The sequence below is a fragment of the Fictibacillus sp. 5RED26 genome (genome assembly GCF_015903895.1).
In the GTDB taxonomy this organism is placed as follows: domain Bacteria; phylum Bacillota; class Bacilli; order Bacillales; family Fictibacillaceae; genus Fictibacillus; species Fictibacillus phosphorivorans.
The window spans coordinates 21913-36636 of sequence record NZ_JACZDU010000007.1 but is presented as its reverse complement, the minus strand read 5'-3'; the positions used below and the strand labels follow the sequence as shown (position 1 = coordinate 36636).

Below are 14724 nucleotides of genomic sequence, written 5' to 3'. Positions count from 1 at the left end.
GTAATGAATAAAGAACAATTGATGGATCAAGCGAAACTCGCACGTGAAAAGGCTTACGTACCTTACTCTAAGTTTCAAGTAGGTGCAGCTCTACTAACGGTTGAAGGTAAAGTATATAACGGAGCGAATATTGAGAACGCCGCTTACAGCTTAACGTGCTGTGCCGAACGTACGGCATTATTTAAAGCGTATACAGAAGGTGACACGAAGTTCAGCGCGATCGCTGTTGTAGCAGATACGAAGCGTCCTGTACCTCCTTGTGGAGCGTGCCGACAAGTTATCTCTGAGTTATGTCCGCCTGAAATGCCTGTTTATTTAACGAACCTTAAAGGTGATGTACAGGAGATCTTAGTAAAAGATTTATTGCCTGGTGCATTCTCACCGGAGGATCTAAATGATTAAAGAAGGCTATAAATCAGGTTTTGTAACGATTATCGGCAGACCTAACGTAGGGAAATCCACACTTTTAAATAAAGTGATCGGACAGAAAATCGCCATAATGAGTGACAAGCCTCAAACAACAAGAAATAAGATTCAAGCGGTTTATACAACTGATGAATCTCAAGTCATCTTTATTGATACACCAGGTATTCATAAACCTAAGCATAAGCTAGGCGATTTTATGACAAGAACGGCTCAGCAAACTTTAAATGAAGTCGACCTTATCCTGTTTGTTATTAATGCAGAAGAAGGTTATGGCCGTGGTGACCAGTTCATTATCGACAGACTTCAAAATGTGAAAAATCCGGTCTTTTTAGTCATAAATAAAATCGATAAAGTACATCCTGATCAATTATTGCCGTTGATTGATATGTATAGAAATAAGCTAGACGTTGCTGAAGTTGTTCCGATTTCTGCTCTTAACGGAAACAATGTGGACACACTTCTTGAACAGATCGTTTCCTACATGGAAGAAGGGCCGCAATTTTACCCTGAAGACCAGGTAACCGATCATCCGGAGCGTTTTATTACTGCAGAATTAATTCGCGAGAAAGTTCTTCATTTGACACGCGAAGAAATTCCACACTCCGTAGCAGTAGTCATAGAGGAGATGAAAGAACGCGAAGAAAAGAACGTCGTGTTTGTAAACGCAACGATCATTGTAGAACGTTCGTCTCAAAAAGGAATCATCATCGGTAAACAAGGAAAGATGCTAAAAGAGATCGGAAAAAGAGCAAGAGCAGACATTGAAACTCTCTTAGGCTCACGTGTCTTCTTAGAATTGTACGTAAAAGTACAAAACGACTGGAGAAACCGCCAAAAACAGCTAACCGAGTTCGGTTTTAATGAGGATGAGTATTAAACAGCAGTTAATTTAAATGGGTTTGTAGTTCGTCTTTGAATAGTTGTTTGGAGTGAAAGGTGCGAGACTCCTGGGGGATGAGTGTGACAGGTGAGACACCTTAGGGCGCAAAGCGTCAAGGTGGCTCACCGCACGCCCCCCGGAAAGCGAGTACCTGAAACGGAAAACAACCAATTACAAGAATGACCCACTGCGAAAACTCAAAAGTATAAAACTGTTAAAATTTCCTTGACATGAAATAAACAATTAAGGTGAACCTAGTTATTACAGGAGAAAAACAAATAGAAAGGTGTGTCCAAACATGAAAGAATTTACTTGGAAAGTATTCTGTGAAACGGGCAGTATTGATACCTATTTGTTATACAAAGAGCTAGACCTTGAAATAACAGCATTATCAGCAGTTATTCCTTACGAAGAGTCTCTTGAGGAACCTCCATTTCATTAAAAAGTAACTACGGTGCCTTCTTAGATTTGAGAGGGTGGTGATTTACCTTGCTTTATAAAGTGGAAGGAATCGTCATTAAAACCGTTCCGTATGGTGAATCCAATACGATCATTACTTTGTATACAAAAGAATTTGGGAAAGTAGGCGTAATGGCAAGAGGAGCCAAAAAGCCCAAAAGCCGCTTTACTTCCATTACGCAGCTTTTTACATACGGAATTTTTGTTTTTCAAAAAGGCAGAGGGCTTGGAACTTTACAGCAAGGTGAGGCGCTGTCCTCTTTCAGAAAAATAAGAGAAGATCTAGTTAAGACAGCTTATGCAGCTTACTTAGTAGAACTATTAGATAGAAACACATCTGAGGATGATCTGAAACCAGACCTTTTCGGATGGATCAAACAATCCTTAGAATATATCAATCATGGTATTGATCCCGAAGTTATCACTTTTTTATTTGAAATAAAAATAATGAAAACAAGTGGAATCGTACCTGAACTGAGTAAATGTGTTTCATGTCACTCAACAGAAGGCGATTTTTCTTTCTCGATTAGAGAAGGAGGTTTTCTTTGTGAAAGGTGTTCATACAAAGATCCTTACAGGATGCGAATCTCAAGGGGTTCGGTAAAGCTGCTTCATATGTTTTATCACTTGGATCTTGCAAGGCTTGGAAATGTCTCCTTAAAAAAGGAAACGAAGAGAGAGCTTCGAATGTTATTTGACGCCTACATGGACGAATACTCAGGGGTATTTCTAAAATCAAAGAAGTTTCTGAAACAATTAGATGATTTATCGTGAAAAACTGTGAAGCTTTTATTCTTTACAGTTTTTTTAGTTCGCTTTCTCCAATGAATAGGTTATAATAATGAGAATAAGTATAACACATTGGATGCGGCAAAAGGTGGTGTACACGATCGAACTTAATAAGAGGCAGCAAAAAATCATTGAGATTGTTAAAGATAACGGACCTATTACAGGAGAACAAATTGCAGATCAACTAGATTTAACAAGAGCTACACTTAGACCCGATCTTGCTATTCTAACGATGGCAGGTTATCTGGATGCAAGGCCAAGAGTCGGTTATTTTTATACCGGGAAGACGGGCTCGCAGCTTTTAACAGAAAAAATAAAAAAGATCAAAGTTGCTGAATTCACATCGATGCCTGTGGTCGTACAAGATTCAGCTACGGTGTATGAAGCTATCTGTACGATGTTTTTGGAGGATGTTGGAACTTTATTTATCATCAATAAGAATGGGCATCTTGCTGGCGTAGCGTCACGAAAAGATTTATTAAGAGCAAGTATGGGGAAACAAGAGATCAATAGTATCCCGATTAACATTATAATGACTAGGATGCCTAATATCACATATTGTTTTAAAGATGATTATCTATTAGATATCGCACACATCTTGATCAGAAAACAGATAGATTGTCTTCCAGTAGTTAAACGCTCAGACGATGAGAGTGGTTTTGATGTTGTAGGAAGAATTACAAAGACAAATATCACGAAGGCTTTTGTAGAACTAGCACATGACGAATTACTATAATTGAATGGGGAGGCCAACATGACAGGACGTCCTATCGTATATGTCGTTTCCGATTCAGTCGGAGAAACGGCAGAGTTGGTTGTTAAAGCGGCCGCGAGCCAATTTAATTCAAATGGAATAGAGATTAAGAGAGTACCCTATGTTGAGGATAAAGAGACGATTGATGAGGTCATCTCATTAGCGAAGGACCATAACGGGATCATAGCTTTTACCCTTGTAGTGCCTGAAATAAGTGAATACGTTGCTAAGCAGGCGGCATTGCACAACATCCCTACAGTGGATATCATGGGTCCGATTATGAATCAGCTGCAATCTCGGCTGAATCAAGTTCCGAGATATGAACCCGGAGTCGTGCATAAACTAGATGATGATTACTTTCGAAAAGTAGAAGCTATTGAGTTTGCTGTTAAATATGATGATGGCAGAGATCCTAGAGGAATTCTAAAAGCTGATGTTGTTTTAATCGGTGTATCAAGAACTTCAAAAACACCACTTTCGCAATACTTAGCACATAAACGCTTAAAGGTGGCAAATGTACCCATCGTACCAGAAGTAGAACCCCCAGAAGAATTGTTTAAAGTATCACCAAACAAATGCTTCGGTCTTAAGATTACGCCTGAAAAATTAAACGACATACGTAGAGAACGTTTGAAAGCGCTTGGTTTAAACTCTGAAGCGAACTACGCTAACATGGAAAGAATCAAACAAGAGCTCGTCTACTTTAACAAGATCGTTGATCAAATTGGATGCAGAGTGGTTGAGGTCTCCAATAAAGCGGTCGAAGAATCTGCAAATGTGATCTATAACTTGTTCCAAGGAAAGTCATATAAATAAAGCGCAAATGATTGCGCTTTTTTATTTTCATCATTTTACTGGTAAAACGGCGAGACTTTTATTATAATATTACATTGTGATTAAATTTTATAAGTTTGTCCAAAATAGTGATAAATTGAGTATGTTAATTTTAAACAAATGCTCTCATATAAAGGAGAATCACTGTAAAAGTAGAACATAAGAATATGGAAAAATTAATTGGTAATGTATTTGTAGATGCAGATGCTTGTCCTGTTGTGATAAAGGAAGAAATATTCAAGTTCTCCAAAATGTTTGTCTTTGAACCAATATTCGTTACATCTTACGCTCACGCGAGTAACACGGACCAGCCTGGTCGCTGGATATTGGTTGATGCAAGTCCTGAAGAAGTTGATCTTTACATACATAATCATTCCAAAAGAAATGATCTTGTTGTGACTCAAGATCATGCCCTCGCAAGTCTTCTTTTGTCAAAAGGGGTTTACGTTATCACCCCAAGAGGGAAACAGTTTCAAGAGAATGAAATGGAGCAAGTGCTGCATGATCGTTATATGTCAGCAAAAGCTAGACGTTCTGGCAAGCACTCAAAAGGACCTGCTAAATTTAAAAAAGAGGACACAGAAAGATTCTGCACAGTTTTTTGCGAAATCCTGTCGAATGTTGAAGGAAAATAGAATTGTGCAACGAATATATATCTAGTGTCTAAAAGAATCAGAGATTCTGTGGTGGTAATATGGAACGTATACCTGAGGATTTAATTGAGAAGGTCAGGTCTTCTAACGATATTGTTGACGTGATCAGCGATTATGTTCCTCTTAAGAAACAAGGCAGAAATTATTTTGGTCTTTGCCCTTTTCATGGGGAGAAATCGCCATCCTTTTCTGTCTCACCTGACAAACAGATTTACCATTGTTTCGGTTGTGGAGCGGGAGGCAATGTTTTTTCCTTTTTAATGAACATTGAAGGGTACACTTTTATTGAAGCTGTAACGCAGCTAGGCAAAAAGAGTGACATTGAACTTCCTCAAATTCATCAGCAAAACTTCTCCGAAAAAAGCTCTGACGAGAAAAGAGCGATGACTGAGATTCATGAGTTGTTGGCTAAATTGTATCATCACTGCTTACTTCACACAAAGCAAGGAAGACCAGCTTTAGAGTATTTGGAGAAAAGAGGATTCACAAGAGAATCCATAGAGCGGTTCCAGATTGGTTTTGCCCCAGATTCATGGGAGACCGCATCACAATTTCTTCAAAAGCGAGGAATGGATCTACACATCGCTGAAAAAGTCGGGTTGATTGGAAAGAGACAATCTGATGGAAAACCGTACGATCGATTTAGAAATCGGGTCATGTTTCCGATTTGGGACCGTACAGGTGCAGTTGTTGCATTTGGCGGCCGTGTTTTAGACGGAAAGGACGAGCCAAAGTATTTAAACAGTCCAGAATCGAAGATCTTCCAGAAAGGAAGAACTCTTTATGGTTTAAACCTTGCACGTGCCGAGATGAGACAGAAACAGCATGCTGTCATCTTTGAGGGTTATGTGGATACGATTGCAGCGTATAGAGCAGGTGTTACAAATGGTGTTGCTACATTAGGTACTTCGCTGACCGAAGATCATGCAGCCATTTTGAAACGAAATGTTCAGTCTGTCACAATCTGCTATGACTCAGACCGAGCAGGAGTCGAAGCGGCGTTTAGAGCTTCAGAAATCTTAACAAAACAAGGCTGCACCGTGAAGATCTCACAGATGCCTGATGGAATGGACCCCGATGACTATATTTCCCAATTTGGAAACGATTCGTTTTTAAAAGATATAATAGGGGCTAGCCTAACTGTGATGGCATTTAAAATACAATATTACAGGCGCGGTAAAAACCTTCGGGATGAAGGAGAACGGATGATCTATATCGAAGAGATTATCCAAGAAATTGCGCGTCTGCCAAAAGCGGTTGAACGAGATCATTATCTCCGACAGATCGCTTCTGAATTTAATCTGTCATTAGATGCTCTTAAACAACAGCAAACACAGACTTTCAAGCAACTGCAAAGGTCTAAGGATAACGGCCCTAAAAAGCGGGATAATAATTTTAGAATACAAACACTTTTGCAAAAGTCATTGTTGCCTAGAAATCTGAATGCTGAACGTATTGTTCTTGCACATATGTTAAAAAGTGAGGAAGCCGCTTTTCTAATTCAGGAAAAGTTGGATTCAGGCTTTAATGTTGAAGAACATAACGCGATTGCTGCATACTTATATGCCTTTTATGAAGAGGGAAATAAACCCAATGTAGGGTTGTTCATGCAGCGTATCGATGATGACAAATTACGAAAATTAGCTTCAGAATTGGCGATGCTTACAATCAGTGAAGAGCTGAATGAAATAGAGCTCGCAGATTATATTCGTATTATTTCTAGCTATCCTTTATTGCGGGAGATACAAGAAAAAGAAAAGCAGCAAGAAGACGCAATAAGAAGGAATGAAATAAAACTGGCAGCCCAAATTGCCCAAGAAATTATGAGAATGAAAAGATCTCTTAAATAATCGGGATGTAGGATGGTTGAAGTTTTGGAAGGAGGGGATCGAATGGCTGAGAAACCAAACCGTCAAGGAACGGAAGGCGAATTAACCATCGATCAAGTTAAAGAACAATTAGTTGAGGCCGGTAAGAAGCGAGGACGGCTAACATATACAGAAATCACAAGTAAGCTGGCACCTTTTGAACAAGATTCTGATCAAATGGATGAGTTCTATTCATACCTTGAAGAACAAGGTGTTGAAGTTGCTGAAGCATCTGAGGATGCAGAAGACGAAGAAGATCCTAAGTTCGAAATGGAAAAAGAGGAAGAAGAATTCGATCTTAATGATTTAAGCGTACCGCCAGGAGTTAAGATCAACGATCCAGTTCGTATGTACTTAAAAGAAATCGGTCGTGTAGACTTACTTTCAGCAGACGAAGAGATCGAACTAGCAAAACGTATTGAGAACGGTGATGAAGAAGCTAAACGCCGTCTTGCAGAAGCTAACTTACGACTCGTTGTAAGTATTGCAAAACGTTATGTTGGTCGTGGAATGCTGTTCCTTGATCTTATCCAAGAAGGTAACATGGGATTGATCAAAGCTGTTGAAAAGTTCGACTATGATAAAGGATTTAAATTTAGTACGTATGCAACATGGTGGATTCGTCAGGCGATCACGCGTGCGATTGCTGACCAAGCTCGTACAATTCGTATTCCAGTTCATATGGTTGAGACGATTAATAAACTGATTCGTGTTCAACGCCAGCTGCTTCAAGATCTTGGACGTGAGCCATCTCCAGAAGAGATCGGTGCTGAAATGGAACTAACACCAGAAAAGGTTCGTGAAATACTGAAGATTGCTCAAGAGCCAGTCTCTTTAGAAACACCTATTGGTGAAGAAGACGATTCTCATCTTGGTGATTTCATTGAAGATCAGGATGCATTAGCACCTTCAGAAGCTGCTGCCTATGAGCTGTTAAAAGAACAGCTTGAAGATGTTCTAGATACACTAACAGATCGAGAAGAAAATGTTCTTCGTCTGCGTTTCGGGCTTGATGACGGACGTACTCGCACCCTCGAAGAAGTAGGTAAAGTGTTTGGCGTTACGCGTGAACGTATTCGTCAGATTGAAGCTAAGGCACTCCGTAAACTCCGCCATCCAAGCAGAAGTAAACGATTAAAAGACTTTTTAGAATAGAAAGTTTGCCCAAATCTGGGCAAGCTTTTTTTATTTCTTTTATTTTACTTATTATTCCACCTCAATGCAAACTCATCAAAAACTCATTTTGTGATACTGTTTTCTACGAAATTCTTTTTGTTGCTTGCTTATTCTCCTTAATATTAAATTAAAAATTCTTTAAATCTTGTAAAAATTCAGCCTTTATATCTATAATAAACATGTAAGCGCATACAAATTTGAGGCGTAAATTTATTAAAGGGTGGGATGCAACCATGAATTTTACATTAACAGAAGAGCAGTTGATGATTCAAAAAATGATGAGAGAATTTGCAGATGAAGTGGTAGCACCGGGTGCTGAAGCAAGAGATAAAAATAAAGAATTCCCGGTAGAGATTTTTCAAAAGCTTTCTAAATTAGGAATGATGGGTCTGCCTTTTCCCGAAGAATACGGTGGGGGCGGAGCTGATACGATAAGTTTTGCGATTGCTGTAGAAGAGCTGAGCCGCGCTTGTGGGTCTACTGGAATTACATATTCTGCACATGTTTCTTTAGGTGGAGCTCCATTAAATCTATTTGGTACTCACGAACAAAAAGAAAAGTATCTAACGCCAATCTGCACAGGAGACTCTCTTGGAGCATTCGGATTAACAGAACCAAACGCGGGTTCAGATGCAGGTGGCACAGAAACAACTGCGAAAACGGAAAATGGTGAATGGGTGATTAATGGCTCAAAATGCTATATCACAAATGCGAGTTATGCTAAGCACTTAGCATTAACCGCTATTACAGATAGAAATGGTAACGATAAAGAAATATCAGCTATTATCGTACCTACAGATGCTAAAGGATTCCGTGTTATCGATAATTACGAGAAGATGGGTCTTCACTCTTCTAATACTACGGAACTTTTTATGGAAGATGTAAGAGTACCTGAAGAAAATCTTTTAGGAAAGCGTGGAGACGGCTTTAAACAGTTCCTGGTGACATTGGATGGAGGAAGAATAGGTATAGGGGCAATGGCTGTTGGAATTGCACAGGCGGCCTACGAGAGGGCTCTAGCGTATTCGAAAGAGCGCAAACAATTTGGAAGATCGATTTCAAAGTTCCAAGCTATTCAATTCAAGCTAGCAGATATGGCCATGAAGATCGAACTTGCCAGATTAATGGTATACAAAGCGGCATGGCTCAAAGACCAGGGTAAGAAGTTCTCAAAAGAAGCTTCGATGGCAAAATTATATGCATCAGAAGCATGTATGCAGATTTGTTCTGAATCTGTTCAAATTCATGGTGGTAACGGCTACATGAGAGATTATCATGTGGAACGTTATTTCAGAGACGCTAAACTTCTTGAGATTGGAGAAGGTACATCAGAAATCCAACGTATCGTTATTGCAAGGGAAATTGGCTGCTAACATTCATTAAGAGATCAAGCGATGGGGTGAATTATGGCTGAACTAATGAAAGTAACTGTAGGAGATTGTTTAAGAAAACAAGCGTTAGAACTTAAGGATCAAGAAGCTATGGTTTACAGCAAACTAGGAATTCGCTACACCTATCAAGAATTTTATGAATTAACGACTAAAGTTGCCAAAGGCTTGATGGCTATGGGGATTGAAAAAGGAGATCATATAGCAGTTTGGGCTACCAATGTACCTGAGTGGCTGCTGCTTCAGTTCGGTTCTGCACGAGCTGGTGCTGTTCTCGTCACGGTCAACACGAATTATCAATCTTCTGAATTAGATTACTTGTTGAAGCAGTCTGATGCAAAAGCTTTATTTTTTATCGAACAATTCCGTACTACATCTTACAAAGATATGGTGGACTCTGTGAGAGACCGATCATCTGAATTTCCTGTTTTAAAACATTTTATTCAACTAGATGCTGAATCATCTTCTTATGAGACTTTTTTAGATATGTTGGAAGCAGGAAATGTTATATCAGATGAAGAGCTTGAAATAAGAGAAACCTCTCTTCACTGTGATGACGTCATCAATATGCAGTACACGTCAGGTACTACGGGATTTCCGAAAGGGGTCATGCTGACTCATTACAATATTGTAAATAACGCTAGGCAGATCGCGGATAGCATGAACTTAACGAATGCAGATCGATTGTGCATACCTGTACCGTTCTTTCATTGCTTCGGCTGTGTATTAGGTACCCTTGCAGCAGTTTCAGTCGGAGCTACGATGGTACCGATCGTGCAATTTGATCCTCAGGAAGTTTTAGAGACGGTTCAAAACGAAAAGTGTACAGGGCTGCATGGAGTCCCTACAATGTTCATCGCAGAACTGAACCTTTCTGATTTTGATTCTTATGATCTAGGCACACTTCGCACAGGAATCATGGCGGGGTCACCTTGTCCGATTGAAGTCATGAAGAAAGTGATCGAGAAGATGGGAATGTCCGAGATTACGATTGCCTACGGCCAAACAGAGTCCTCCCCTGTTATCACACAAACGAGAACGGATGATCCGATAGAGCGCAGAGTAGAAACGGTTGGAAAGAAGCATTCTCAAGTAGAAGCAAAAGTGGTCGATCCGATAACAAATCAAGAAGTGAACCATGGTGAACAAGGAGAACTTTGTACAAGAGGTTACCATGTTATGAAAGGCTATTATAAGATGCCTGAAGCAACGGACGAAGCGATTGATAGGGATGGATGGCTTCATACGGGAGATCTCGCGACTGTTGATAAAGAAGGTTACTTTAGAATTACAGGCCGCCTAAAAGATATGATCATACGTGGCGGTGAGAACATATATCCGAGAGAAGTCGAAGAGTTTCTCTATTCTCATCCTTCCATTTTAGATGTACAAGTGATTGGTGTTCCGGATAAAAAATTTGGAGAAAAAGTAGCAGCATGCATCCAGTTAAAAGAAGGTCATACACTTTCTAAAGAGGAATTGAAGAGTTATTGTAAAGGAAAGATTTCTCACTTTAAGATTCCAGAATATTATCTCTTTCTTGATCAATATCCGATGACGGCTTCTGGAAAAGTACAAAAATTTAAGCTTCGAGAACAAGCGATTGAGGCACTTTCAGTTATGCATGAATAGCCACCAGTAGTGTGGCTTTTTTGTTTTTTTCTGCCTTCTCACATGAAGTAAATGACTGAATCTACAAAAGTTAGGCAAAAAAGTTTAAAAAGTTAATGCTGTGACAAAACTGGGAAAAATAGAGTTTGTACTTCCCAAGTAAACGCTTTTACAGTACAATAGGTTATGGATTGTTTACTATACATATTTAAGTTTATCAAGATCACAACACTTGTAGTGTACAGATGAAGGAGGAATTTGCATGAAACGTAATCCACTCATTCCTTTTGCCATTATTGGAGTTATTGGAATTGTTCTTATGCTTACAATGGGCGGATATGGTATCAACAAAATTCATACGGCTAGTCAAGATAAAGAAAAGGCTGCTATGGATCCAGAAGCAATCTATAAGCAGAACTGTTCTTCTTGTCATGGACAGAACTTAGAAGGTAATGTTGGTCCTGCACTGGAAAAGATTGGTGGCAAGTACAAGCCTGAAGAAATTGCAGATATCGTGAAGAACGGTAAAGGATCTGGAATGCCAGCAGGGCTAGTTAAAGGTGAAGAAGCAAAAATATTAGTTGATTGGTTAGCAGAAAAAAAATAAAATAAGAAGAGCTTCTTGTTATTAATAACAGGAAGCTTTTTTCTTTGTGCATCCAGAAGTAAATTATGAACAAGACGATAGTATTTTTATATATGCTTTTTGGTCAACCAGGCTTTCTTTACAAAAAATGATAAAAGTTTGAGAATACTAAAAGGAACAAACTAATTGAAACGGTGATGAAAATGAATTCAGAAAAATTATCAAATCGACTAGAGCGAGTGGCTTCATACGTACCTGAGAACACAATATTAGCAGATATCGGTTCTGACCATGCGTATCTTCCTTGTTATTTAGGACTGAAAAAAGTGATAAAAAAAGGAATTGCAGGTGAGATTACTGACGGTCCTTATTTATCAGCGAAAGAACAGGTGGTTCTAGATAACCTGACGGATGTGATCGAAGTAAGAAAAGGTGATGGACTTTCAGTACTGAACCCAGACGAAGCAGAAGTTATCACAATCTGTGGCATGGGCGGGTCTTTAATCACATCTATACTTGAAAAAGGGAAGAATAAGTTTGGGTGTACAAAACGTCTTATTCTTCAACCTAATATTGGATCAAAAACAGTGAGAAAGTGGCTATTAAAAGAGGATTGGGTATTAATCGCTGAAGAAATCTTAAAAGAAGATGGTAAGATTTACGAAATCCTTGTGGCTGAACGTTCTGGTGAACAACCTTATACAGAACATAAAGAAGCGGAATTATTATTCGGACCATTTTTATTAAAACATCAGAACGAAGCGTTTAAAGAAAAGTGGGCTGGGGAAGTCAAACAATGGAATGCTATATTGACTCAGATGGAAAATAGTTCAGGAGTAACAGCAGAAGAAAAAAGAGAAGAACTAAGAAGAAACATTAAACACGCAGAGGAGTGGATTTCTTGAGTAAATGTGCAAGTGGGCAATACATCATTTCTCTATTAGAAGGGTTCGCACCTAAAAAAATGGCTGTAGAAGGTGACCCTATCGGATTGCAAGTTGAAGAGGTAGCGTTTGATCTCTATCCGCTACTAAACAAAGGTGAAGAACTTGGAATTGGAAAGATCGGAAAGCTTCCTGAAGAGATGAACCTTCAAGAATTTGTTGATCATGTAAAAAATGCATTTGGAATTTCGAGTCTTCGTGTTATTAAAGGAAAAAAATCTATGCTAAGAAAAGTAGCCGTAGTCGGAGGAGATGGAAACAAATATATTTATCCAGCTCTTCATAAAGGTGCAGATGTATTAGTAACAGGAGATATCTATTACCATAATGCACATGATGCACAAGAAGAAGGCCTTACAATCGTAGACGCAGGACATCATATCGAACAGATCATGAAGAGGAAGCTCAAGGTATTACTTGAACAAAAAATAGATGCCAACAAATATGAGACTGAAGTTGTAGAATCAAACATCATCACAGATCCTTTTACCTTTATGTAGACTAGACTCATACACTTACAAAAAAAGAAAAGCCGGGATATACCCGACTTTTCTTTTTTATGACTTTTTCTCTTTAACTTTTGGAAGTATGCGATTAAGTGTTACCTTACGCTCTTTTTTCCATGTCTCTTCATTTTGGTCATCATAGTTTTTTAGGAAATCGATAACTTCTTTCGTTATAGGTGTTGGTGTAGAAGCACCAGATGTGATTCCTACTTTTTTGACACCCTCTAACCAACTCAACTCAATTTCAGATACATCAGAAATTCGGTATGCTTTTGTTCCTGCAATTTCTTCTGAAACTTGTGCCAAACGATTTGAGTTATTACTTCTAGGGTCACCAACTACAAGAACAAGATCACAATCACCTGCTTGGTTCGCAACAGCTTCTTGTCTGACCTGAGTGGCTAAACAGATCTCTTTATGAACCTCTGCAGAAGGATATCTCATAAGCAATCTTTTGATGAGTTCGGCTACATCCCATTGACTCATCGTCGTTTGATTTGTAATGAGTATCTTTTCGCTGTTCACGTTAAGTGAATCTAGATCATCCGTATTTTCTACAAGATGTACGATATGAGGTGCAATTCCTATCGCTCCTTCTGGTTCAGGGTGACCTTTCTTACCGATATAGATGATCTCATATCCTTCTTTTTCTTTTTCACGAATGAGGTCATGCGTTTTTGTAACATCAGGACATGTAGCATCGATTTCATACAAGCCCTTTTCATGCGCAATTCGTCTCACTTCTGGAGAAACTCCATGAGCCGTATAAATGACGGTGCCCGATTCAATGTTTCTAATAATATCAAGTCTGTTCGCTCCGTCGAGGGTAATGATCCCTTCATCTTCAAAGGCATCTGTCACATGTTTATTGTGAACGATCATACCAAGTATATAGATGGGTCTAGGCAGTGTCGGATCATTAGCTGCTTGGCGTGCCATGACCATCGCGTCAACAACACCATAACAATATCCTCGTGGAGATATTTTAACGATTTCCATATTCGATCTCTCCTTTATCCATATAAAAGACAGCACAGAGATCTATGCTGTCTTGGGAGATTTACTTCTGTATGTTTTTATTATAAAGGAGAGACCATAAGAACTCAAACACTATACTCATACATATAGTTTCGGCCCCGATAAGTGGTAGCCTTTAGGTACGTTTGTTTTTGGAGCTGTTGGAATAGTTTTTGTAGCATTTGGCGTTTTCTTAATAACAGTTGGTGTCTCGGTCGGTGTGGATGTACTTGTAGACTTAGGTCCAGCTACAACCACCTTTTCTTCAGTTTCTGGTTTTCTTTTTTCTTTCTTTTCATTTTTCTTCACAACATTTTTCTTAGCTTCGCTTTTTTCATTCGTTTCAGTCGTTTGTTCTGTGTTTTCCGGTTTTTCGGAGGTATCTGCCTCAGTATCTTTCTCTGCCTTTGAGCTCGAACCGCTTTGGAAATCTTTAAGAGCTGTCATGATGGAAGGCAGATTTCTCATTGCAGGACCATATTGTTTGATCATAGGTCCCATCGTCTCAGCGACTTTTAAGACCTTTTGCACGTTGTTTAACATCGTAAACACACTTGTTCCACCTGTTATACTTCCACCGCTGCCAATCGTCCCCAAGAACCTGTCGACAGAACCCACCTGACGCGGCATACCATTCATCCCATTCATGTTTTGAAGATAAGGATTTACTTGAAAGGGTTGCATAGGATGCTGAGGTTGATTTGGATATCTATAAAAAGGCTGCATAATTCCCCCTCCTTTCCAAAATAATACGCTCATATATAGAATATGAAAATAGAAAAACATGTGTGATATTTATCCCTGTTTTCTTATTAATCTTAAGGATGGTTGGC

At 39.1% G+C, this 14724-nt stretch carries 16 protein-coding genes; 14 read left to right on the top strand and 2 right to left on the bottom strand.

Annotation, left to right across the window (positions count from 1 at the left end; genetic code table 11):
* Positions 1-3 precede the first annotated feature (3 nt).
* The 14 genes from IHV10_RS19110 to IHV10_RS19045 all read left to right on the top strand — a co-directional run bounded on the left by IHV10_RS19110 (position 4) and on the right by IHV10_RS19045 (position 12868).
* Positions 4-402 (top strand): cytidine deaminase, encoded by a 399-nt coding sequence (locus tag IHV10_RS19110; protein WP_197133184.1) that lies wholly within the window; start codon positions 4-6, stop codon positions 400-402.
* The gene (gene era / locus IHV10_RS19105; protein ID WP_197133182.1) at positions 395-1303 is read left to right on the top strand and encodes a GTPase Era; all 909 of its coding nucleotides are present in this window, start codon (positions 395-397) and stop codon (positions 1301-1303) included. The genes IHV10_RS19110 and era overlap by 8 nt, the downstream gene beginning before the upstream one ends.
* Positions 1304-1604: 301 nt before the next feature.
* Positions 1605-1748, top strand: a complete 144-nt coding sequence (locus IHV10_RS19100) for a YqzL family protein (RefSeq protein ID WP_197133180.1) — start codon at positions 1605-1607, stop codon at positions 1746-1748.
* A 47-nt stretch (positions 1749-1795) separates the two neighbouring features.
* Positions 1796-2539, top strand: a complete 744-nt coding sequence (gene recO / locus IHV10_RS19095; RefSeq protein WP_197133178.1) for a DNA repair protein RecO — start codon at positions 1796-1798, stop codon at positions 2537-2539.
* Between the two features lie 67 nt (positions 2540-2606).
* Entirely contained in the window at positions 2607-3290 is a 684-nt protein-coding gene (locus tag IHV10_RS19090) for a helix-turn-helix transcriptional regulator (protein WP_231618303.1), read from the top strand.
* Between the two features lie 18 nt (positions 3291-3308).
* On the top strand, positions 3309-4124 hold the full coding sequence (locus IHV10_RS19085) for a pyruvate, water dikinase regulatory protein (protein WP_197133175.1): 816 nt from the start codon (positions 3309-3311) through the stop codon (positions 4122-4124).
* Positions 4125-4309: 185 nt separating this feature from the next.
* Positions 4310-4777 (top strand): YaiI/YqxD family protein, encoded by a 468-nt coding sequence (locus IHV10_RS19080; RefSeq protein WP_197133173.1) that lies wholly within the window; start codon positions 4310-4312, stop codon positions 4775-4777.
* 59 nt (positions 4778-4836) lie between these two features.
* Positions 4837-6645: a DNA primase gene (gene dnaG, locus IHV10_RS19075; RefSeq protein WP_197133170.1), complete on the top strand. Its 1809-nt coding sequence runs from the start codon at positions 4837-4839 to the stop codon at positions 6643-6645.
* 42 nt (positions 6646-6687) lie between these two features.
* Entirely contained in the window at positions 6688-7818 is a 1131-nt protein-coding gene (gene rpoD / locus IHV10_RS19070) for an RNA polymerase sigma factor RpoD (RefSeq protein WP_066396256.1), read from the top strand.
* A gap of 254 nt (positions 7819-8072) precedes the next feature.
* Positions 8073-9212 (top strand): acyl-CoA dehydrogenase family protein, encoded by a 1140-nt coding sequence (locus IHV10_RS19065; RefSeq protein ID WP_197133167.1) that lies wholly within the window; start codon positions 8073-8075, stop codon positions 9210-9212.
* 33 nt (positions 9213-9245) lie between these two features.
* Positions 9246-10859 carry an AMP-binding protein gene (locus IHV10_RS19060; RefSeq protein ID WP_197133164.1) on the top strand — a complete coding sequence of 538 codons (1614 nt, stop codon included), beginning with the start codon at positions 9246-9248 and terminating at the stop codon, positions 10857-10859.
* Positions 10860-11100: 241 nt separating this feature from the next.
* Complete coding sequence (cccA, locus tag IHV10_RS19055; RefSeq protein ID WP_066237583.1) at positions 11101-11445, top strand: cytochrome c550; 345 nt, start codon at positions 11101-11103, stop codon at positions 11443-11445.
* 182 nt (positions 11446-11627) lie between these two features.
* Positions 11628-12329 carry a tRNA (adenine(22)-N(1))-methyltransferase gene (locus IHV10_RS19050; RefSeq protein WP_197133161.1) on the top strand — a complete coding sequence of 234 codons (702 nt, stop codon included), beginning with the start codon at positions 11628-11630 and terminating at the stop codon, positions 12327-12329.
* Complete coding sequence (locus IHV10_RS19045) at positions 12326-12868, top strand: Nif3-like dinuclear metal center hexameric protein (protein ID WP_231619630.1); 543 nt, start codon at positions 12326-12328, stop codon at positions 12866-12868. Before IHV10_RS19050 ends, IHV10_RS19045 begins: the two co-directional genes overlap by 4 nt.
* Before the next feature lie 57 nt (positions 12869-12925).
* Here IHV10_RS19045 and IHV10_RS19040 read toward each other — a convergent pair whose 3' ends face one another.
* Together IHV10_RS19040 and vrrA are read right to left on the bottom strand one after the other, a co-directional pair.
* On the bottom strand, positions 12926-13873 hold the full coding sequence (locus IHV10_RS19040; protein WP_197133158.1) for a 4-hydroxy-3-methylbut-2-enyl diphosphate reductase: 948 nt from the start codon (positions 13871-13873) through the stop codon (positions 12926-12928).
* Between the two features lie 117 nt (positions 13874-13990).
* Positions 13991-14617, bottom strand: a complete 627-nt coding sequence (gene vrrA, locus IHV10_RS19035) for a VrrA/YqfQ family protein (protein ID WP_197133156.1) — start codon at positions 14615-14617, stop codon at positions 13991-13993.
* Positions 14618-14724: the final 107 nt, after the last annotated feature.